This is a genomic window from Tunturiibacter gelidiferens, assembly GCF_014201335.1.
In the GTDB taxonomy this organism is placed as follows: domain Bacteria; phylum Acidobacteriota; class Terriglobia; order Terriglobales; family Acidobacteriaceae; genus Edaphobacter; species Edaphobacter lichenicola_E.
The window spans coordinates 545,547-566,834 of record NZ_JACHEB010000002.1 but is presented as its reverse complement, the minus strand read 5'-3'; the positions used below and the strand labels follow the sequence as shown (position 1 = coordinate 566,834).

The 21,288-nt window shown below is 58.6% G+C and carries 15 protein-coding genes; 7 read left to right on the top strand and 8 right to left on the bottom strand.

What is annotated here, in order from left to right:
• Positions 1 to 81: 81 nt before the first annotated feature.
• Entirely contained in the window at positions 82 to 957 is an 876-nt protein-coding gene (locus HDF14_RS06120; protein WP_183974553.1) for a CPBP family intramembrane glutamic endopeptidase, read from the top strand.
• Here the strand turns inward: HDF14_RS06120 and HDF14_RS06115 are convergent.
• The 3 genes from HDF14_RS06115 to HDF14_RS06105 form a co-directional block, all read right to left on the bottom strand.
• A complete protein-coding gene (locus tag HDF14_RS06115; protein WP_183974551.1) occupies positions 882 to 1,652 on the bottom strand; it encodes a CPBP family intramembrane glutamic endopeptidase in 771 nt (256 codons plus the stop codon). The two genes, HDF14_RS06120 and HDF14_RS06115, sit on opposite strands and share 76 nt — an antisense overlap.
• A gap of 67 nt (positions 1,653 to 1,719) precedes the next feature.
• The gene (fusA, locus tag HDF14_RS06110) at positions 1,720 to 3,873 is read right to left on the bottom strand and encodes an elongation factor G (protein ID WP_183974549.1); all 2,154 of its coding nucleotides are present in this window, start codon (positions 3,871 to 3,873) and stop codon (positions 1,720 to 1,722) included.
• A gap of 348 nt (positions 3,874 to 4,221) precedes the next feature.
• The gene (locus tag HDF14_RS06105; RefSeq protein ID WP_260698047.1) at positions 4,222 to 5,220 is read right to left on the bottom strand and encodes a LacI family DNA-binding transcriptional regulator; all 999 of its coding nucleotides are present in this window, start codon (positions 5,218 to 5,220) and stop codon (positions 4,222 to 4,224) included.
• Between the two features lie 491 nt (positions 5,221 to 5,711).
• Between HDF14_RS06105 and HDF14_RS06100 the strand changes: the two genes are divergently transcribed.
• On the top strand, positions 5,712 to 7,136 hold the full coding sequence (locus tag HDF14_RS06100) for a glucoamylase family protein (RefSeq protein ID WP_183974545.1): 1,425 nt from the start codon (positions 5,712 to 5,714) through the stop codon (positions 7,134 to 7,136).
• Here the strand turns inward: HDF14_RS06100 and ligA are convergent.
• Positions 7,126 to 9,267 (bottom strand): NAD-dependent DNA ligase LigA, encoded by a 2,142-nt coding sequence (gene ligA, locus HDF14_RS06095; RefSeq protein ID WP_183974543.1) that lies wholly within the window; start codon positions 9,265 to 9,267, stop codon positions 7,126 to 7,128. The genes HDF14_RS06100 and ligA overlap by 11 nt on opposite strands.
• Positions 9,268 to 9,341: 74 nt before the next feature.
• Here ligA and HDF14_RS06090 point away from each other — a divergent pair, with 74 nt between their 5' ends.
• Positions 9,342 to 10,355 carry a formate/nitrite transporter family protein gene (locus HDF14_RS06090; RefSeq protein WP_313899497.1) on the top strand — a complete coding sequence of 338 codons (1,014 nt, stop codon included), beginning with the start codon at positions 9,342 to 9,344 and terminating at the stop codon, positions 10,353 to 10,355.
• Between the two features lie 82 nt (positions 10,356 to 10,437).
• Positions 10,438 to 11,439, top strand: coding sequence for a zinc-dependent alcohol dehydrogenase family protein (locus HDF14_RS06085; RefSeq protein WP_183974541.1), 1,002 nt, complete (start codon positions 10,438 to 10,440; stop codon positions 11,437 to 11,439).
• A gap of 24 nt (positions 11,440 to 11,463) precedes the next feature.
• Here the strand turns inward: HDF14_RS06085 and HDF14_RS06080 are convergent, their stop codons facing one another.
• Positions 11,464 to 12,444, bottom strand: a complete 981-nt coding sequence (locus HDF14_RS06080) for a substrate-binding domain-containing protein (RefSeq protein ID WP_183974539.1) — start codon at positions 12,442 to 12,444, stop codon at positions 11,464 to 11,466.
• 182 nt (positions 12,445 to 12,626) lie between these two features.
• Positions 12,627 to 13,619, bottom strand: a complete 993-nt coding sequence (locus HDF14_RS06075) for a substrate-binding domain-containing protein (RefSeq protein WP_183974537.1) — start codon at positions 13,617 to 13,619, stop codon at positions 12,627 to 12,629.
• A gap of 243 nt (positions 13,620 to 13,862) precedes the next feature.
• On the opposite strand from HDF14_RS06075, the gene HDF14_RS06070 reads away from it, so the two are divergent.
• Both HDF14_RS06070 and mfd read left to right on the top strand, forming a co-directional pair.
• Positions 13,863 to 15,179 carry a glycoside hydrolase family 18 protein gene (locus tag HDF14_RS06070; RefSeq protein WP_183974535.1) on the top strand — a complete coding sequence of 439 codons (1,317 nt, stop codon included), beginning with the start codon at positions 13,863 to 13,865 and terminating at the stop codon, positions 15,177 to 15,179.
• Positions 15,180 to 15,191: 12 nt separating this feature from the next.
• Positions 15,192 to 18,905 (top strand): transcription-repair coupling factor, encoded by a 3,714-nt coding sequence (gene mfd, locus HDF14_RS06065; RefSeq protein WP_183974533.1) that lies wholly within the window; start codon positions 15,192 to 15,194, stop codon positions 18,903 to 18,905.
• Here the strand turns inward: mfd and HDF14_RS06060 are convergent.
• Positions 18,902 to 19,870: a hypothetical protein gene (locus HDF14_RS06060; protein WP_183974531.1), complete on the bottom strand. Its 969-nt coding sequence runs from the start codon at positions 19,868 to 19,870 to the stop codon at positions 18,902 to 18,904. The genes mfd and HDF14_RS06060 overlap by 4 nt on opposite strands.
• A 222-nt stretch (positions 19,871 to 20,092) precedes the next feature.
• On the opposite strand from HDF14_RS06060, the gene HDF14_RS06055 reads away from it, so the two are divergent.
• The gene (locus HDF14_RS06055; protein WP_183974529.1) at positions 20,093 to 20,572 is read left to right on the top strand and encodes a cupin domain-containing protein; all 480 of its coding nucleotides are present in this window, start codon (positions 20,093 to 20,095) and stop codon (positions 20,570 to 20,572) included.
• 1 nt (position 20,573) lies between these two features.
• On the opposite strand, the gene HDF14_RS06050 is transcribed toward HDF14_RS06055, so the two are convergent.
• Positions 20,574 to 21,239: an FkbM family methyltransferase gene (locus HDF14_RS06050; RefSeq protein ID WP_183974527.1), complete on the bottom strand. Its 666-nt coding sequence runs from the start codon at positions 21,237 to 21,239 to the stop codon at positions 20,574 to 20,576.
• Between the last annotated feature and the right edge of the window lie 49 nt (positions 21,240 to 21,288).

Here is a 21,288-nt window from a genome sequence, read left to right as displayed (position 1 = left end):
CCTAAGACGTGGCACACGACTCAAACGAGCCATTACTCATACATAAAACATCTCTTCAGTCCCTATACTGAAGCCCACCAGATGTTCACTCTGCCCAACATATTCGCGGCCATCCTCACCCTGATTCCCTTATTCTCTACAGCCTTCTTAGGCGATGCACTCCGCAAACAAATCCAGTCTTTGCCAACTCCAATCAGGTTGCTTTTGCCCTCGGTCCTCTGCCTTCCCTACCTGATCATCAGTTTCGCCGCATCTAGCTTTCAGTGGGACTGGTTCGCTCTTTACGCTCTGCTGCCGGTCGCCGTCGCGCTCCTCCTGCAGCACGCCCGATACGTCGACGAGAATCAAACCGGCAACTGGCGAGACTATCTCATCCTCACCACGCTCGGTCTCGCCGTCGATCTACGCTGGTTCGAGTCCGCATGGCCTCCTCACCTCTCCGTCTTCAACAAGATAATCCTGCTCAACGCCGGCATCTACGGGTTCCTCTTTATCCGCGAGCTGAACGGCGTCGGCTTCGATCTTCGTCTCCGACTACGTGATCTCCACATTGGCCTGCGTGAATGCGCTTTTTATATCCCCATCGCACTCATCCTCGGCCTCAGCCTGGGCTTTCTTCACGTTCACGCCACTTGGCCCCACCTCTGGAAGCTCATCGGCGGCTTAGTCTTCACGTTCCTATTCATCGCAATCCCGGAAGAGCTCTTCTTTCGCGGCTGGCTGCAAAATCTCCTCGAACGGCGTCTCAGCCGGACTCAGGCTCTTGTACTCACCAGTGTCCTCTTCGGTCTCTCCCACTTCAACAAGCGCGCCGTCCACTTCAACTGGCGCTACGTTCTACTCGCCGCCATCGCCGGCATCTTCTACGGCAGAGCCTGGCGTCACAGTCGCCGCGTCGCAGCCTCAGCCATCACCCACACCACCGTCGACACCTTGTGGTCCGTCTGGTTCAGATGACGCCGCACATGCGGCCGATACCGTAAGTAACCCAACCCCACCCGCATATTGTGTTGCACCGACGCCGGCAAAGTAACCGCAACGCAAATACCAAGAATTGCGTGAGCCATCCCCAGCGTAAACAGATTGCGACAGCGCAAAAAGACAAGACAGGAAGCCACACCCCACACCAACGTCATCACTGTCAGCACAGGATTAGGCAGATGTGCCAACGCAAACAAACCCGCCGCTCCTATCACCGCAACTCGCCGATCGTTCGTCAGTTTCAACAGCCGACGCATTACAAAATCCTGCAGCAGGAATTGCTGAAAAAAAGACCAAATCGTATAGCCCCAGAAGCCCTGCACCAGCCGCAACGTAGTATTCGGCGCGTGCAACGTCTGCATTCGCCCGGCCACAAACACCGCACACGCCGCAAAACATAACGCCACCCCCACAACCCACAGTGACCGGAAAAATCCCGCAACCCGCACTCCCATCGCGTCCCAGCCGCTAAACGAACTCCACGTCGTATACCCAATCCACCCAAGCGTCACAAAATACAGCACGCTCCTCAACGGCGCCGGCGTCCAGATCACTGCCAGGATCAGTCCATATCCCACAACCAGATCCAGCAGCGTGCGTCGTCTCCACCCAGCAGCGCCCGGCCACTCCGGCCCGGAAAAATCCAACGCGCTGGCTGTACTCCCACTCATAGCACCCAAACGAAGAAATTCATCGAATCTTTATATTAGTACGCGTCGAGCCCGCCGCGAATCTTGTCTACTCCTCCGCGTCGTCGTGAATCTGCTGCTTCGCGTTCGCCAGGATCTTCTGCGCCAGCAACGCGGGCACCACTTCATAGTGATCCATCTCCATCCGGAAACTCCCCCGTCCCTGCGTAATCGACGTAAGCGTCGTCCCATAGCTCAACATCTCCGCCAGAGGAACCTCGGCCCGCACGGTCGTTCCTGCACCGCCGCTCTCCATTCCCTGCACGCGGCCACGCCGCCCATTCAAATCCCCCAGCAACGCCCCGGCAAAGTCGTCCGGCGCCTCGATCTCCACACGCATTACCGGCTCCAACAACACCGGCTTCGCCTGCTCCATACATTTACGAAACGCCAGCCGCGCCGCCATCTTGAACGACATCTCACTCGAATCAACGTCATGGTAGCTGCCATCGAATACTGTGATCTTCAGGTCGACCACCGGATATCCCGCCAGAAATCCGCGCGCCGCCGACTCCCGAACCCCCTTCTCCACCGCAGGAACATACTGCCTTGGAATTGCCCCCCCAAAAATCTCGTTGCCAAACACCACGCCGCCGCCCCTCGGGATCGCCTCCATCCGGATCTTGCAATCGCCATACTGCCCATGGCCGCCCGTCTGTTTCTTGTATCGTCCCTGCGCCTCCGCCCGGCCAAGAATCGTCTCGCGATACGGTATCTTCGGCGCCTTCAAAGTCACATCCGTGTGGTATCGCCGCTTCAGCTTCGAAACAACAGCTTCAATATGCTGTTGCCCCGCCCCAGCCACCAGAAACTCATTCGTCTGAGGATCACGGAAGAACTTCACCATCGGATCTTCTTCCATCAACTTATGCAAAGCAGGTCCGAGCTTGTCCTCATCCGCACGAGACTTCGGTTCAATCGCATAGGTCATCGCTGGCTCGGGCATCGGCACTGGCTCCAGATAAACCTCATGTGCCTTGTCGCCAAGTGTGTCTCCAGTCAAAGTCACGCGCAGCTTCGCTACTGCTCCAATATCTCCCGCATGCAACTCAGGCACCTCCACCGCCTTCCGCCCCTGCATAATCGACAGGTGCGCCAGCCTCTCCGGCTCATGCCGAGTGAAGTTCTGCACTGTCTTATCCGTCGTCATCATCCCGCTTACGACCTTGAAGAACGAGATTCTCCCAGCAAAGGGATCAGTCATCGTCTTGTAGACATAGAGCGCCAGCGGCTCCTTGTCATCCACCTTCCGCATCACTATCTCGTCTTGATCGGCTCCAGCCCCGCTCCCGTTCACACCCGACGAAGACGAGTGCAGTATGCCCCGCGTAGCCACCGGTTCCCGTTCCGTCGGCGCCGGCGCATACACCTTCAGGAAGTCCAGCAGATGGTCGGTCCCAACATTTCTCAACCCGCTCACATACAACAGCGGGAAGATTCTGTCCTCGCGAATCGCCTCATGCAGCGCGACGATAAGATGCTGCTCCGGAATCGTTCCTTCGCGAAAGAACTCTTCCATCAGCTCATCCTTCCCTTCGGCAACCAACTCCACAAGCGCCTCATGCGCAGCCTTCGCGTCCGCCTTCAAGGCTTCCGGGATCGCACCAACCTCACCCCGTCCATCTCCATCTGGCTTATACAGATATGCCTTCATCGTCACTAGATCCACCACACCGTGAAATCCATGCTGATCGACGATCGGCAACTGCACCGGCACAACCTGCCGTCCCCACTTCTCCTGCAACAGTTCAATCATCCGTTGCCGTCCCACTCTGCTGTCAGCTTTCGGATGGTCGACCTGGTTCATCGCGAGCACGCGCGGCAGGCTGACCTCTGCAGCGTACTTCCACACCCGATCCGTAACCGCCTCAATACCCGTCTGCGCATTCACCACGACCAGCGCTACCTCAACCGGCAGCATCGCCGCTCGTGTCTCGTGCACAAACATATGAAATCCAGGCGTATCAATCAGGTTGATCTTGATCCCGCTCCACTCCGCGAACGCCACCGCATTCGACATCGTCGTCCGCCGCGCCACCTCTTCTTCGTCGTACGCCGTCACCGCTGATCCGTCCTCGATCCGGCCTCGTGTCATCGTCATCTTCGACGCATGCAACAACGCGCAGATCAGGGTCGTCTTTCCACTATGCGCATGGCCCACCACGGCCACATTACGAATATCGTTTCCCAGATAAACCTTCATGTCAGACTCTCCTTCACAATCTGAGCTGATCAATCACCATCGGTTACAAATGGAATCTGCTCAACGGGCAGTCCGGACAATCTCCAAGGAGGAGCAGCCACCGCTGGCGACCATCGAGTTCGGCCCCTTCTGAGGCCGGTATCTCGAGGAGCACGGATGCTATCACAAACGCAGTCCTGCTTCCTTCCCCTAATTTCCCTCAGCGGCAACGGGCCCTTAAGACCCCAGAAAAAGTTAGCCGCACGTCCACTATCCCGAACTGCACTATCCGCACGGAGAGCCCAGGCGCCAGACTCCTCAAGCCCTGTCAGCACGGAAACCGACCCCAACAGACCGATGCCACCCGATCTATCTCTTACCGGCTCCAGGAGGGCACGTTGACTCTCGCACCACCAACTCCGGGTCAACGACGATCTGTTGCGCAGCATTCCCCCCGCTCCCCAACCCGATCTGTTGCAACACTGTCTGAGCTGCCAGAACTCCCATCGTCCGCAACGGCTGTCGCACCGTCGTCAGCGCAGGATTCTGAAATGCCGCCGACTGGACATCATCAAAACCCACCATCGAGACATCCTGTGGCACCCGCAGCCCAGCCTCTCGCAAGGCCTTGATAGCACCAATGGCTGACGCATCGTTGAACGCAAACAAAGCAGTAAACGCCTCGCCACTTGCCAGCAACTTCTGTGTCGCCAGATACCCTGGTTCATGCGTCGGCTGGTCTCCCTCAAGCTGCGCCACCAACCGCGGGACGATTGCTATCCCTCTCTTTTCCATCGCATGACGAATTCCTCTCCACCGCGACTCCGTATCAGAGCTAAACCTCTGCCCCTTGATGAAGGCAAGCCGCTTATGCCCTAGTCCGCCCAGGTGATCGATAGCAAGCTCCGCGGCTAGCCGATGATTCAGCACAATATTAATCACGCCCTTCGGCTCATGATGACCCGAGACGCTCACCGTTGGAATCGCCCACCGATCCCGCAGCAGCGTATCCACAGCGATCACGCCTTCCACAGCACGGTCCCGAAATAGCCGCTCACTTCGCTGAATCATCTCTTCACGGTGATGATGGCTGATCAAAAAATAAAAGTAATCCGCCTGCATCAGTTCGTATTCAATCCCACTCAACACAAGGGTTGCGTACCCTTCGCTTACCTCCGGCACAATCACGCCGACTGTCTGACTCCGTCGATTGCGCAGAGAGCGGGCAAATAGATTCGGCCGATAGTTCAGTTCCTCCGCTGCTGCCACGATCCGGTCCTGCGTAGCCTTCGGAATCGAACGCGCAGCCGCCGCTCCACTAAGGACTCGCGAGATCGCAGCTATCGACAGCCCAAGATGGTCGGACAATACCTTCAGGCTCGCAGGCTTGTGCTCTTGCGTCTTCGGTTCCGGCGTCGTAGATCTTTTCGCGCGTCCACGCATTCATGCAGTCTGTCACAAGTCGCACCCTGTGTGGCTGAATCCTCCACCTGATCCTTGACACTCGTTTTCTGAAACGGCAATATCCATATAGACCAACGCTTGCCAACGCAGGTGAATACGAGGCCGGTGACTTCTCAAAAACCCCTCTATTGAACCTTCTTCAAAGCGTCCCCACGACGGTGGAGACCTCAATCCAGATCCAAACCACGCAACTCCACGCTCCCTGAACACAGCGCATCCTACCGAGAACATCGCGCCCGCATCTACATTCACACGCGCAGCATCCAACCAACGGGAACGTCCGACCCACATTTTTCACTAAAAACCGGACACGCTCTACAACGTCCGCGGTACTTTTACACGATTCACAGAGTCAGACAAGTCCGCTGCCTTGGCAAGACCGTACGATAGAGAAGATGAGTTTCAGCACCTCGACTCCGCCTAAAATCACGAGACGTCGCGCCACCAAACTCCTCGGCGGAGCCATACTCTCAGGTCTTGCAGCCTCCCCTCTCGTAGCGCAGCAGGCCGCCCCATCTCAACCCACCTACTCAAGGCTCCTGACCGACGAAGACCTCGTCTTCCTCGAAGAGATGGAACGAGCAGGCTGTCTCTACTTCACCGAGCAGGCCGACCCCGCCTCAGGACAGGTCCTCGACCGCGCCACCAACAAAACCGCCACCGGAGAGTTCGACCAGCACTTCGCTGCCAGCATCGCTGCCACCGGCTTCGGCCTCAGCGCCCTCTGCATCTCCGACAAGCGCGGTTACCTCGACACCGATCGCATCAAAAGGCAAGTCATCACCACGCTCGACTTTCATCTCAACAAAATGCCCGACGAGCATGGCTTCTTCTACCATTTCAGCGACGTCAAAACAGGCAAGCCCCTCATCAACGTCGAAGTATCGTCCATCGACACCTCCATCTTCCTCTGCGGAGTTCTCACCGTCCGAGCCTACTTCAACGACCGCAGAATCACCGACCTCGCCACACAACTCTACAACCGTGTCGACTGGCCCTGGATGCTCAACGGCGGCAAAACCTTCTCCATGGGCTGGTACCCCGAGACCGGCTTTCTCGCCACGCGCTGGGACCACTACTCCGAGCTCATGATGATGTATCTCCTCGCCATCGGTTCGCCCACCCACCCCATCCCCGCCGACTCCTGGAGCGCCTTCACCCGCCCACCCACCACCTTCGGCCCCTACTCCTACATCAGCGGGCGCGACCCTCTCTTCGTCCACCAGTACTCCCACGCCTGGTTCGATTTTGCCGGCAAGCGCGACGCCTACGCCAATTACTTCTCCAACTCCATCACTGCCACCCGCGCCCACAAAGCCTTCTGCCTCGGCCTCAAACGTGGCTACACCGACGACTACTGGGGCGTCTCCGCCTCCGACTGGCAACACGGCTACACCGCCTGGGGCGGCCCTCCTCTCATGGGCCCCGTCGACGGATCCGTAGTCCCCTGTGCCGCCGCCGGTTCGCTACCCTTCCTTCCACACGATTGCGTCCGCGTCCTACGCGCCCTACGCGAAAACTTCGGCCAGGACGCATGGGGCCGCTACGGCTTCTGCGATGCCTTCCACCCCGAGCTCCACTGGTACGACCCCGACGTCCTTGGCATCGACCTCGGCATCAGTGTCCTCATGGCAGAAAATCTTCGCAGCGCCCTCATATGGGACACCTTCATGCAGAACCCCGAACCAGTCGCCGCCATGAAGGCCTGCGGATTCCGCAGCACTCGGCAGACCACCAATCCATCCGAACCAAAACCAGTCGCCATCCCAAGCCCCAGTCAGCCCGTTACTCCAAGCACCACCCGCCCGCCTAATCTTTAGCCGGTCCCGTCTCCAGCAGCTTCAGCAATCCCACTTCATCAAGCACCGCCACCCCCAGCGAATTCGCCTTATCCAGCTTCGAACCCGCCTCCTCTCCCGCCACCACGTAGTCCGTCTTCTTACTCACACTCCCCGAAACTCGCCCCCCCGCCGACTCAATCTTCTCCTTCGCCAACTCGCGCGTAAGATTCGGCAGCGATCCCGTCAACACAAACGTCAACCCCTCCAGCGTCGATGTCGTTACCCGCTTCTCCGCCGTCATGGTCAGCCCCAGCGCCGTCAGATCTCTCACCAGATCCTTGTTCTTCTCTACCGCAAAGAACTCCACAATCGCCTGTGCCACCTTCGGCCCTACCTCCGTCACTGCCTCCAGCGCCGGGCTCGCTCTCTCCATATCCTGGCTAGCCGCCGCCTCCAACTCCTGCATTGAGCCGAAGTGCGCCGCCAGCAACTGCGCCGTTCGCTCTCCCACAAACCGAACTCCCAGACCCAACAACACCCGGGCCAATCCAGCTTCCTTCGACCGCGCAATCTGCGCCAGCAAAGCATCCGCCGTCTTGTCACCCACTCTCTCCAACCCAAGCAGATCCTCGCGTTTCAAACGATACAAATCTCCAATCGTCTTAATCAGCGCCTTCCGCGTCACCACCGGAGCACCCTCCTCCGTCACCACCTCCGCATCGCCACCCAGCTCCGCGCCCTGCCCCAGCAACTGCGCCACCATCGCATCGCCCAACCCTTCAATGTTCATCACCCCACGCGCCGCCCAATGCAGCAACTCCTCCCGCACTCGCGCCGGACAGGAGTTATTCACACATCTCCAATCGACCTCTCCCTCCACCTTCATCAAAGGGCTCTTGCACACAGGACAAAACTCCGGAAACAGAATCTCCTTCGTCCCCCGGGGATGCGCCTTATCCTCCACCACCTCCACAATCTTCGGAATCACATCCCCGCCACGCTCCACCTGCACAAAATCCCCGATGCGAACCCCGAGCCGCGCAATCTCATCCGCGTTGTGCAGCGTAGCCCGCGTCACGGTCGTCCCACCAATCAAGACCGGAGTAAGCGCAGCCACCGGCGTAACCTTCCCCGTCCGCCCCACTTGAAATAAAACATCTTCCAACTTCGTAATCCCCGCTCGCGCTGCAAACTTATAAGCAATCGCCCACCGCGGAGCCTTGCCCGTAAAGCCAAGCCGCTTCTGCTGCGCCGTCGCATCCACCTTGACCACGACGCCATCGATCTCATATCCCAACGTGTCGCGCAGCGGCTCCGCGTCCGCAATAAACTTCACCACCTCGTCGATACTCTTTAGCGCCTTCGCATACTTGTTTACGCGAAAACCCGACGTCTTCAAGGCCTCGAGCGTCGTCGACTGCTGCGACAACAAAAACTCTCCATCCTTCAAGAGAAAGTAAGCATAAAAATCCAACCGTCTCTGCGCGACAATGTTCGGCTCCAGCGTCCGTATCGTTCCCGCCGCCGCATTCCGCGGATTCGCCGCCGGAGCCTGTCCCGCCGCCTCGCGCTCTTCATTCATCTTCACAAACGCCGTCTGCGGCAATACCACCTCCCCCCGCACCTCAAAGCTCTGCGGCAACCCAGCCGCCTTCAGCTTCGCGGCCGAGATACTCAACGGAACCGATCGAATCGTCCGCACATTACTCGTCACATCCTCGCCAATCGAACCATCCCCACGAGTCAATCCCCGTTCCAGATGTGCACTTCCACCCGCACCCGGCGCATATTGCAGAGCCAGCGACAAACCATCCAACTTAAGCTCACACACATACCGCACTGCCTCCGTACTCGGCAGAGCATCCCGCACCCTCTGGCCCCACGCCCGTAGCTCTTCTTCGTTGTAAGCGTTATCGAGCGACAACATCGGCCGCGAGTGCGGCATCTTTACAAACCCATCCTTCGGCTTGCCCCCCACCCGTTGCGATGGAGAATCCGCAGTCACCAACTCCGGATGCTTTTCCTCAAGCTTTTTCAACCGGTTCATCAGCGCGTCGTATTGCGCGTCCGTCAGGTCCGGCGCATCTTCGACGTAATACAAATACTCATGGTGGCGAAGCTGATCGCGCAGCTCCTGGATCTCTTGATCGGGTGTCAAAGCGGTTACCATACGTAAAATTATAAAGACGCATAGCCGTTGGTCGGGATATCGTTTCCGACCAACGGGAGGACCTTAGCGTACCGTTGTTGCAGACCAAGGTACACACGCCACGAAGCGGCCGCCCCACGCGCAGTGGGCCGTCCGGCAGGACACCCGTCTTCCATCCCTCATCATTTCTGCATCCAACCGATATGCCTTACCGCCTCCGCCGCTACCCACCCCCGCCTCCAGCCAGCCAGGACGCGCAAAAGCATCTCGAGCGTCCCAGCGCGCAGGACATTTACGAGCAGGTAGCCAACAACGCCCGCCAAGAGCTAGGCCGTTCCAGCATCTCCCTCGCCATCTCCGGCCTAGCCGGCGGTATCTTCATGGGTCTCTCCGCACTCGGCAACGCCATCGCCATCGCGCTCCTCACTACCCCCGGAACGGTTCCCACCCACACCATCTTCTTCGTCGGCAAGATGTTCTACCCCCTCGGCTTCATCGTAGTAATCCTCGGTCGGTCGCAGCTCTTCACCGAAAACACTCTCTACCCCGTAGCCCTCGTCCTCGCCGAAAAGAAGCACTTCTGGAAGACCCTGCGCCTCTGGGCCACGGTCCTTCCCGCCAACGTCCTGGGCGCTCTCTCCTTCTCCGCCATAGCCGCCCTCACCAACGCCCTCAAACCCGAGATCGTTCAAGCGCTCGCCGGCCTCGGCCTCGAAGCCATCCACAACCCAGCCGGTACTATCTTCTGGAGCGGAGTCATGGGTGGTTGGATCATCGCCACCGTAGCCTGGCTTGTCTCTGGCTCTCACTCCATCACCGGCTCCGTCATGATCATCTGGATGCTGACCTTCGTCGTCGGCCTCGGCAACTTCGCCCACTGCATCGCCACCAGCGGAGAGATCCTCACCGCCATCCTCATCGGCAAAGCTGCATGGAGCAGCTACTTCACCTGGCTCCTCCCCGCCGTAGCTGGCAACATCTGCGGAGGCGTGGGCATGGTCACCCTGCTCGAATACGGCCAGGTCATCTACGGCGGCGACGCCGACGCCGAAGCCATCGCGCCTCTCCTCAAAGACGAACCCAAACAAGAAGAATCTCTCAAGTCCTAACGATCCGCTCAAACCAACTGCCGTCCTTCTGAGTCCTTCTCTCAGCGCCTTCATCAAACGAAGGCAGAGAGCGAGGAGACACATGCCCGAAACCGTAAAGATCGTCCGCTTCCACAAGACCGGCAGCCCGGAAGTCCTCCAGTTCGACGAACTCCCCCTCCCCGAACCAATCCATGGTGAAGTTCGTCTCCGCGTCAAAGCTCTCGGCCTCAATCGCGCCGAGGTCATGTTCCGCAACGGCCAATATCTCGAAGCTCCCATCGTCCCCGCAAAAAACGGCTACGAGGCCTCCGGCATCATCGAAGCGGTCGGTCCTGGCGTCGACCCTGCATGGATCGGCAAGACCGCCAGCACCGTTCCCGGCCTCTTCAGCCTCAATACCCACGGTGTCTACGGCGAAGTCGCCATCGTCCCTGCCGCCGCACTCGCCGAGTACCCCGCCCAACTCTCGTACGAAGAAGGCACCTCCATCTGGATGCAGTACCTCACCGCATACGGCGGCCTCATCATGCTGGGTCATTTGAAAAAGGAAGATTTCGTTCTCATCACAGCTGCCAGCAGCAGCGTAGGCGTCGCCGCCATTGAAATCACCAAAGCGGAAGGTGCCACCAGCATCGCCGTCACCCGCACCGCCGCTAAAAAAGCGGAGCTACTCAAACTCGGTGCCGACCACGTCATCGTCTCCGACGAAGAAGATCTCGTCGCCCGTGTCAAAGAGATCACCGCTGGCAAAGGCGCTCGAATCGTCTTCGATCCCATCGGCGGCAAAATCGTCGAAGCTCTCGCCGCAGCCTCTTCCAAAAACGGCATCATCTTCGAGTACGGTGCTCTCGCCCCCGAACCAACCCCTTACCCGCTCTTCACCGCGCTCAGCAAATTCCTCACCATCAGGGCCTACACCCTCTTCGAGGTCGCTGCAGATCCCGTAGAGTTTCCCAAAGCCAAAAAATACATCTTCGACCACATCGTAGCGGGTAACTTCAAGCCCCTCATCGACAAGACCTTTCCCTTTTCCGAGATCGTCGAAGCCCACCGTTACATGGAGTCGAACGCTCAGATCGGCAAGATCGTCGTCACAGTTTGACCCTCACGAGCCTCTGCCTGAAGATTACGGCGTCTTATCTTCCCCAATGTTCAACAGCGTATCCACATTGCTTTTATCCACCAATGTAACTCCCGTATCGACAAGTGTCGGAAACGGTGAAAATGAGTCCAGCGCGTAGTCCCGGGCCAGTGGCTTTGTCGGATAGTGGTGAATATCGTCCAGAGCCTTCAGCCCAACCAGCGCCATCGTAAAAGGCTTCTGCGAGATGGTCGAGTCGATCGTTCCGTCCTTCACGCCCTGTAGCACTGTCTGGTCCGTATCCATCGCCACCAGCAGCCGGTCCTTCACATTCTCCCGGCGAAATGCCTCGGCCACATCTCTCCCCGAAGCCGCCTCAAGGCACACAATCGCGTCAATCCTGTTAGCCCCCGTCCGCGACAGATAATCCCGCGTCTGGTCCATCGCCAGGCCCGAGTCTCCCTTCATGTCGAACACGTCGACAATCTTGATTCCCGGATAATGCGAGAACGCATCTTTATAACCCTTCAATCGCTCGTCAATATTCGGCTGACCAGGAATCGAAAAGAAAGCCACGTTCCCTTTGCCATTCAGCTTCGCCGCAACGCGCTGTCCGCCTAGCCGCCCAGCCTGCAGATTGTTCGTCCCGATAAAGTAGAGCCGCGAACTCGTCGGCGCATCGGAGTCCATCGTGATCACTGGAATCCCCGCGTCCATCGCGGCTTTGATCTCCGGCGCCATCAGCCCCGCGCTCGCCACTGAGACCAGAATCCCCGCAGGCTTTCGCGCTACCACCGTGCGAAACTCCGCCACTTCGCCCTGCGGATCGAACGTGGTCGGCCCGCGCATCTCGGCCGAAACCCCATACTGAACCGCGGCCTTCTGAAACCCGGCGTTCGCCGCCTTCCAGTAGGGCAGATTGATGTTCGTTGCAACCAAATAATAATGTTCGTCTTTGCTGTGCCGCGTACAACCCGCAAGCAGTGGAAGGAACATCGCCAAGAGCGCAGAAAGAGGTCGCCTCATAAAGTGGTTCATCGTCATCCTCTGGCAAAACTTCTGTCCAAAGCCGAAAACGTAGATTTCCGGCGCAGGCAAAGGTATATCCCGGGGGCCTGATGCTAATCCAATGCTGTTGGGCGGTAATTTGTTCTAAGGACCTAGCGACCGTCATCAGACGGTCGCATCATGCGCTTGCCGCTCGAACCTTACTGGTTCGCCTCCTTTTGCTTCTTCATAACGGCGCTCAGATTTGTCTTATCCACCAGCGCGACTCCCGTATTCACGAACGCCGGAAACGGAGAATAAGGATCCAGCGCAAAGTCCTGATCCATCGGCTTCACAGGATAGTGATGAATCTCATCCAGCGCCTTCAGCCCCAGATACGCCATCGTGTAAGGCTTTTGCGAGATCGTCGAATCGATCGTGCCATCGCCAATTAGTCTCAACGTGTCAGAGTCCACGTCCATCGCGATCAACAATCTGTCCGTAATGTTGCGCCGCTTGAACGCCTCCGCCACATTCACACCCGAACGCGAATCCAGGCAGATAAACGCATCCACCCTCGCTGGCGCCTTCCGTTCCAGGTACTCACCCGCCTTATCCAATGCAGTACCCGGATCTGCCCTAATATCGAAGTTCTCCACCACCTTGATTCCCGGAAACCCGGCGAAGATATCCATGTACCCCTTCAAACGTTCGTCAAGGTTCGGCTGCCCCGGGTTAGAAAAGAACACGACGTTTCCTTTGCCATTCAACACCGCGGCCACGCGCCTTCCGCCCAGTCGCCCAGCCTCCAGATTATTGGTACCAATAAAGTACAGCCGCTTGCTCTCCGGCGAATCCGAGTCGATCGTAATCACCGGGATCCCCGCTGCTATGGCCGCATCAATCGCTGGGGCCATCAACTGCGAGCTCGCAACCGACACAAGAATCCCCGCCGGCTTCCTCGCCACCATTGCGTTGAATTCGTCGACCTCTGCCTGTGGGTTCAGACCGGCTGGCCCACGCGTATCGACCGAAACCCCATACTGCAAGCCCGCTGCCGCAAATCCGTTCGCTGCCGCCTTCCAATACGGCACCGCCGTATTTGTGGCGATCAGGTAATACTGCTCGCTTTTGCTGTGGCGGGTGCATCCCGCGATCAGTGGAAGCACCACCGCTAAAAGCGCAAAAAGATACCGCTTCCTCAAAATATTCATGGTCGTCCTCCGGCACTCATTCTGTCCGATGCCAAAATGTCGAAATCGGGCAGCAGCGCAGGATATATTTCCTGCGGGTGCCAGATACTACTCCAAATCACTCTGCACAGTAAACTCTGGGGGATCTACCTCTCCAACTCACTTTGGCCGGTAAGACACTCCATTTATTGATGCCGCCAACACAGCCTCGAATCCATGGCTAATGCCTGAAGCGTTTTCTTCCGCGCTTCGTCTATTCAAAGTGTGCAGACGTTCCTACAAAGAGCCCGCCTCCTCCTGCTCCTCATCTTGGCTGTGCACGCCTCTCAGTCCAACGGCGCGCGCGCACAATCCACTGCGAAAATCGCTCACCTACACGCCCTGAAATCGGCTTCAATACCAGCCTCTAAACCAGCACTCATCGGCTACTTCCCACAATGGGGCATCTACAATCAGCCGCAATATCTCGTCAAAAACCTCGCCACAGGCGCCTCTCCTTTGGTCGATCAGATCAACTACGCACAGGGCTTCGTCACCAACGGCCACTGCTCTATCGCCGATCCCAACGCCGATCTCAACTACACCTTCACCGCCGAGCAGAGCGTCGACGGAGTGCCTGATACCGCCACACAGACCTTTCGCGGCAGCCTGCACCAGCTTCAGAAGCTCAAGCGCAAATTCCCCAATCTTCTCATCCTCATCTCACTCGAGGGCCACTCCTCCGACTTCGCCGACGACGCCCAACCCGCAAGCCGCGCAGCCTTCGTCACCTCTTGCATCGATACCTTCCTCAAAGGCCAGTTCGCCCCCGGAATCACCATCCCCAATCTCTTCGACGGCATCGACATCGACTGGGAATACCCCCATCAGCCCGACGCCGCCAACTACGTCGCACTCCTCAAAGAGTTCCGTCGTCAGATGGACACCGTCCGTCCCGGCCTTCTCCTAAACGTTGCCGTCGGGCCCAGTCCCCGCATGTACGAAGGCACCGACATGGCCGAGATCGGCCGTCTCGTCGACCGCATCGGCCTCATGACCTATGACATGAGCGGCCCATGGAGCGAAACCACCGGCTTCATCGCCCCGCTCACCGCAAGCCCCAACTACAGCGGTGGCACCGTCGCCCACTCTGTCGAGGCCTATCTCGAAGCCGGCGTTCCCGCTGAAAAACTCCTCATGGGAGTTCCCTTTTACGGCTACGGCTGGCATCAGGTCCCTGAAGACGACAACGGACTAGCCCAGGAGGGCTCCCCCATCCACGGCGATCGCCCCTACAGCTACATCGCCTCTGTCATCCCCACCTCCACCGTCTACCGCGATCCCGATTCGCAGACTCCATGGCTCTTCGACGGCGACATCTTCTGGACCTATGACGACCCGCTCTCCATCAGCCACAAAGCTCGCTACGCGCTCGACCATCAGCTCGGCGGTCTCATGATCTGGGAGCTCGGCGAAGACAACGCCGCATCCGATCTCCTCCACGCCGCCCACGAATCGTTGCAGGCTCCAACTCAACCGGAGCTATCGAACACTGATGAACCATCTGAAGGCGATTCTGCTCCACCCGCGCCTTCACGATAAACTCAATACAGCATGGTCCTACCCTTCGTCCGCGAGCTCCTCGCAGACCTGGAGCACTCTGAAGCATTCGAGCGCGTACGCCGCCATCTGAGCGGTGGCACGGGGCGCAGACGTGTCTCTGGACTCACCTTTACCGCCCGTGCCCTTTATCTCCCCTTCTTCGTCCGCGCCGCGCAGGCCCCCTGCGTCATCATCGTCGCCGACAACAAAGCCGCCGAAGCCCTCCAAACCGCCGTAGTCAGCGCCTGCGAACTCACCGGAGCGCTCTCCGCCGAATCCGTCCTCCGCCTCCCCGCGCACGACGTCCTACCGTTCGAAAATCTCTCCCCCCACCCCGAAATTCAGGAAACCCGCGCCGCCACACTCTGGAAGATTGCTACAGGCCAAGCCAAACTCGTCATCGCGCCAGTCGAAGCCGCCTGCATGAAGCTCTTCTCCCGCGACTACTACCGCGCCCTTACCCTCCATCTCAAAGTCGGCGAAGAGTACATGCCCGACATGCTCGTCGAGCACCTCCTCTCCGTCGGCTACACCAAAGTAGACGTAGTCGAAATGCCTGGCCAGGTCACCCTCCGCGGCGGCATCCTCGACGTCTACTCCCCTGAGATGGACCGGCCCGTCCGCATCGACTTCTTCGGCGATGAGATCGAATCCATGCGCCGCTTCGACCCCGACACCCAGCGCTCCGCCTCCACCCTCGACAGCGCACTCCTCCTACCCCTTACCGAAACACCAGTAACCGACAAGCTTCTCACCGCCATCAACGCCCGCCTCACACGAGCAGGCACCGCAGGAGCAGCCATCGAAGGTGGCGAAGAGCCCGCCGAACTCCTTACCCACGTCAGCACCCGCACCGGAGAAGCCACCATCTTTCCCGGCTGGGAGTTCTTCGCTCCCGTAGCAGGAGCCAACCTCACCCTCCTCGATCTCCTCAGCGCCTCCAGCCCCGTTGCCCCACGCGTCTTCCTCGAAGAACCCGCCATGATCAAAAATCAGGGCGAGCGCTGGTGGAACAAGATTGAGCAGCGTCACGAGCGCTCCGGCATCGGCAACCTCGTTCGCCCCGAGGACATCTACCTCTCCCCCTGGGACCTCGACGACCGCCTCCACAAGTTCTCCGGCATCGAACTCGACCAGCTCGGCGCAGTCGATGTCCTCGACGCCGACCGCAGTGACCTCTCCGAAGTCGACTTCGCCACCCGCCCCACCATGCGCTTCCACGGCTCCATCCCAGCCCTGATCGACAATCTCAACTCGCTCATCAAACAGGAAGCCCGCATCCTCCTCACCGCACCCAATCAAGGCGAAGTAGAACGCCTCGCCGGCCTGCTTCAGGAGTACCAACTCCCCTACCGCCTCGGCTCCCGCAGCGAACAACAGGGCAGCTCCACCGTCTACACCGAGTCGAGCTATCTCGGCGGCAACACCATCGATCTTCGCATCCCCGTCATCGTCAAAACCCCCATCGCCGCCGGCGTTCAGATTCTGGATCTGGACAAAGCCACCGCCCGCCAAATCATCATCTTCGGCGCGCAAGACCTCATCGACGACGCGGACGTAACCACTCGGCCCGTCCGCCGCGGCAAATCCAAAGCCGCCGCCTTCATCTCCGACTTCCGCGACCTTGCCGTCGGTGACTACGTCGTCCACGTAGAACACGGCATCTCCCGCTACTGCGGCCTCCGAGTCATCGAAGAAAACGATCAACCCCCACTCGAGCTCATGATCCTCGAGTTCGCCGACGAAGCAAAACTCTACGTCCCCCTCACGCGCCTCGACCTCATCCAGAAGTACCGCTCCAGCGAGACCGGCCCACCACCGGAATTAAATAAACTCGGCACTCAGTCCTGGCAGAAGACCAAAGCCCGCGTAAAAAAAGCGATGGCCGACATGACCGCCGAGCTGCTCAAGCTCTACGCGCAACGTCAGGCCGCCGTCGGCACGCCCTTCTCGCCCGACACCAACATGCAGCACGAGTTCGAAGACGCCTTCGACTTCAACGAGACCGACGACCAGCTCACCGCCATAGCCGACATCAAGGCTGACATGGAGTCCACCCGACCCATGGATCGCCTCCTCTGCGGCGACGTCGGCTACGGCAAAACAGAAGTCGCCATGCGCGCCGCCTTCAAAGCCGTGCAGGACTCCAAACAAGTAGCCGTCCTTACACCGACAACGGTGCTTAGCTTCCAGCACTTCGAGTCCTTCAAAAAACGCTTCGCCAACTTCCCTGTCAACATCGAGATGATCTCCCGCTTCCGCACCGCGAAGGAAAAAAAGATCATCCTCGAAAAGGCTGAAGCCGGAAAGATCGACATCCTCATCGGCACCCACGCCGTCCTCTCGAAAGACCTGAAGTTCCAGGACCTCGGCCTCCTCGTCGTCGACGAAGAGCAACGCTTCGGCGTCCGTCACAAAGAGCGCCTCAAGCAGATGCGCGCCGCCATCGACGTGCTCTCCATGTCCGCCACGCCCATTCCGCGTACCCTACATATGTCACTGATTGGGTTACGTGATATGTCGGTCATCGAAACCCCGCCCAAAGACCGCATGGCCATCCAGACTATCGTCGCCAAGTTCGACGAAAAACTAATCCGCACTGCAATCGAGATGGAGCTCGAACGCGGTGGCCAGATCTACTTCGTCCACAACCGCGTAGAAACCATCTACGACCTCGCCTCCAAGATCCGCGAACTAGTCCCGCAGGCCCGCATCGTCATCGGACACGGTCAGCTCCCCGAAGCCGAACTCGAGCGCGTCATGCTCGCCTTCATGAACCACGAGTACGACGTCCTCGTCGCCACCAGCATCATCGAAAACGGCCTCGACATCCCTCTCGCCAACACCATCATCATCAACCGCGCCGACCGCCACGGCCTCTCCGAGCTCTACCAGCTACGCGGCCGCGTAGGCCGCAGCAATCGCCGCGCCTACTCCTACTTACTCATCCCACCCGAAACCGAATTAACCGAAATCGCCCGCCGCCGCCTGGCCGCATTGAAAGAATTCTCCGACCTCGGCGCAGGCTTCAAAATAGCCGCCCTCGACCTCGAACTCCGCGGCGCAGGCAACATGCTCGGCGGCGAACAGTCCGGCCACATCGAAGCCATCGGCTTCGAGATGTACACCACCATGCTTGAAGAGGCCGTCCGCAAGATGAAGGGCGAAGAAGAAAAACCCGCCCACGCCAACACCGTCATCAACCTCGGCATCTCCGTCCGCATCGACTCCGACTACATCCCCGAAGAAAACCAACGCCTACGCATGTACAAGCGAATCGCCGACGCACAAACCCAGGCCGACCTCACCGACGTTCGCGCCGAACTGCAAGACCGCTACGGCACCCCACCCGAAACCGTCCTCAACCTCCTCGCCGCCGGCGAAATCCGCCTCCACTGCGAACAACTCGGCATCTCCCAGCTCGACCGCAAACGCACCCAGGTCGAACTCCCCAACCCAAACGGCAACAAGAAGCAGCCCATCAAAATCTTCGTCGAGATGCTCCACGTAAAATTCGCCGCCGTCAACGCCGATCCCTCGCACTTCACCAACGGCAACAACAAAACGGTAGACCCCGCCACCCTCATGAAGCTCGTCAGCCGCAACACCAAACGCGGCGCCCAGTTCAGCCCAAACGGCACCTTACGCTGGCCCCTCCCCACTGCCAAAGCCGAAGACGTCCTCTCCGAAACCCTCGCCCTCCTCGACGCGCTCGACGTCCCTTAGCGCTTTGCTCCAACCAAGGTGAGCTGCGGAGATCTTCCCTGCGCAACATAGGGCTGCGCATAAATGGAATACGTTCCCCCTGTAGGCTCCGAAATGTTTACAGCCATCTCTAACCGTCTAACATCCGCGGGCATGTTCACTGTCAGGTCGTAATAGCCATATCCGTCGTGCAGTGCATCGCGAACCGCCCTTCCGAAGGTTCTGTCCTCAGTCTCGCGATATCGCACCCTTACGAACACCGGTCCTGCTGAGTTTCCAGCTACACTGCTCACCGCCTCATTCGAGGAGGTAGAAGAAAGAGAGTTGTTGCCGGCGTCAGAGTATCCCGCAGGGAACTCTTGCTTCCAGGGATCCCCTCCAACGTGATACACCGAAACCCCAGACAACAGTGACTCCGCAAGTATGACGTCGTCCAGTTGTACACCCGGCTGTGTCACCAAAAAAATAACACGTCGTCCCTTGAACCGCGTCAATCTCGCCGCAGCCAGATTAGTACTGCGATGCGTCTGTCCCTTATGAGCCAGTTCTAACTTGAGCTGATAGGAAGAGGACACATAAGGCGTCTGAAGACCCTGCGCATCCAACACGCTCACCTTCCAGTTCGCCTTCCATAACGCATCCATCTTGTCAGGCAACTGGCGAACTACCCCAGCGTCATTCGTCAAAAGCACCGCCAGCAGTTTCGTCGGAACTCCAATCCCATGACTGCGCTTATCTCGAACACCTTCTACCTTCACCTGCATAGCAGTCGAGATCTCTCCCCCTACAAGCTTCACTTGAAAATTTCTCGCCTCAAGCCTCCTCACCGGCTCTCCCCACGCATCCCGCAACTGCACCGCGATATGCGCCTCCCTGACCACGGGAGCCAAAGCCACACCGCCGCCCACCTGTCCCCATATTGGAGAAAATCCCAGAGCCCAGCACCCAACCCAAGACCCAATCAGACAGAACGCGCGTTCTCGCACGATGCCTCCTGACTCCCCGGCAATGCAGCGCTCAGAAGAATAGCATCCCAGGATATCGGCACGTCTATCGATTCACAGCACCAACCCAAGCCTTCATCACAGCGGCTCCATCAACAATCAGGTAGACGATCTCACTCACTCTCCGTAACTTTTTCCCCATCTCCGTGTCCTAATCAATAGCCAGCGAAGTCGTCCAGCTCATCGAGGCGGGAAAGGGGTTCTATGCACAAACCCATCCAGATCGGCAAACTCAGCATCACCTTTCTCCAGAGCCACCATGAAACCCAAGGCGCCGCCGACCTCTTCGAGCTCCTCATCCCGCCACACGCTCACATCAGCATCCCGCACCTGCATCGCGTCTGCGACGAAACCGTTCTCGGCATGAACGGCATCACCACCTGGACCGTCGGCCAGCGCTGCATCACCCTTCACCCGGACCAGCAACTCCACATCCCGCGCGGCACCGTCCACTCCTGCCTCAACGACCAACAGACCACCGCCCGCGTCATCTGCCTGCTCACCCCAGGCCGCCTCGGTCCCGAGTACTTCCTCGAAATCGCCGCCGCGCTCAAAGCCGAAGACCCGCCCAACCTCGCATATATCGGCAACGTCATGGCGCGCTACGACGTCATTCCCATCGCCTCAAAGGAATCTCCGCTCTTCGACCGCCCCGACGGCATCGCTCGGCAAGAGCCGGTATAGGCTATCCGACAGCAGCCTGAAGCAGTTCAGGCCGCCGCGCCGCCCAAACCGTACGACTTTTGCTCAGCTCCCGCGAATCCGTTGACCAATTTTCGCTACGTTTTGACCAGGAATATAGGCCAAAACCCAGGCTTCTCAGCAGATCAAACGTATCTTCCGCGGTGCAGCCGCTTCGCTGGCACCAGTCCTCTTCGCTTTCAAACATGACGACCACATTCGGTGATCGCGAAAGCAGCTGCTTTGCTCCCTTCAGCAGGCAAAGCTCCCCGCCTTCCACGTCGATCTTAAGAAAGTCGATCTGATCGATCTTCTCGGAAGAGGCGAAATCGTCGAGCGTAACGACTGCAACAGACTCCACCGCATCGCCTTCCGAAGCATTCCCCGAATAGTCGAGATGACGATACAGATCGCCAAAGCCCTGTTCGGCGCGCAGCGTCAGCTCTCCTTTAACGTCGCTTAGCGCAAGACGATGCGTCTCTACCGTGCTCACCCCATTGAGGGCGAGATTATCGACAAAAAACTTGAAGGTCGTTTGTGATGGCTCGAAGGCCCATATCTGACCGTCCGCTCCCACGCACTTGGCCGCCAGCAGAGAGTAAAGACCAATATTTGCACCCGCATCCACAACCTTCATCCGTGGCTTCAGCAGTTTCGCGACTAGCTTCATCTCCGTTCGTTCGAAGAGTGGCCCCAAAGCTAAAAACTCCGTGAGTTCG

What these genes read in the sequence shown, in the direction of transcription:
- HDF14_RS06120 (WP_183974553.1), top strand. Translation starts at nt 82, where the DNA reads ATGTTCACTCTGCCCAACATATTCGCGGCCATCCTCACCCTGATTCCC.
- HDF14_RS06115 (WP_183974551.1), bottom strand. Translation starts at nt 1,652, where the DNA reads ATGAGTGGGAGTACAGCCAGCGCGTTGGATTTTTCCGGGCCGGAGTGG.
- fusA (WP_183974549.1), bottom strand. Translation starts at nt 3,873, where the DNA reads ATGAAGGTTTATCTGGGAAACGATATTCGTAATGTGGCCGTGGTGGGC.
- HDF14_RS06100 (WP_183974545.1), top strand. Translation starts at nt 5,712, where the DNA reads ATGAGTTTCAGCACCTCGACTCCGCCTAAAATCACGAGACGTCGCGCC.
- ligA (WP_183974543.1), bottom strand. Translation starts at nt 9,267, where the DNA reads ATGGTAACCGCTTTGACACCCGATCAAGAGATCCAGGAGCTGCGCGAT.
- HDF14_RS06085 (WP_183974541.1), top strand. Translation starts at nt 10,438, where the DNA reads ATGCCCGAAACCGTAAAGATCGTCCGCTTCCACAAGACCGGCAGCCCG.
- HDF14_RS06080 (WP_183974539.1), bottom strand. Translation starts at nt 12,444, where the DNA reads ATGAGGCGACCTCTTTCTGCGCTCTTGGCGATGTTCCTTCCACTGCTT.
- HDF14_RS06075 (WP_183974537.1), bottom strand. Translation starts at nt 13,619, where the DNA reads ATGAATATTTTGAGGAAGCGGTATCTTTTTGCGCTTTTAGCGGTGGTG.
- mfd (WP_183974533.1), top strand. Translation starts at nt 15,192, where the DNA reads ATGGTCCTACCCTTCGTCCGCGAGCTCCTCGCAGACCTGGAGCACTCT.
- HDF14_RS06055 (WP_183974529.1), top strand. Translation starts at nt 20,093, where the DNA reads ATGCACAAACCCATCCAGATCGGCAAACTCAGCATCACCTTTCTCCAG.
- HDF14_RS06050 (WP_183974527.1), bottom strand. Translation starts at nt 21,239, where the DNA reads ATGAAGCTAGTCGCGAAACTGCTGAAGCCACGGATGAAGGTTGTGGAT.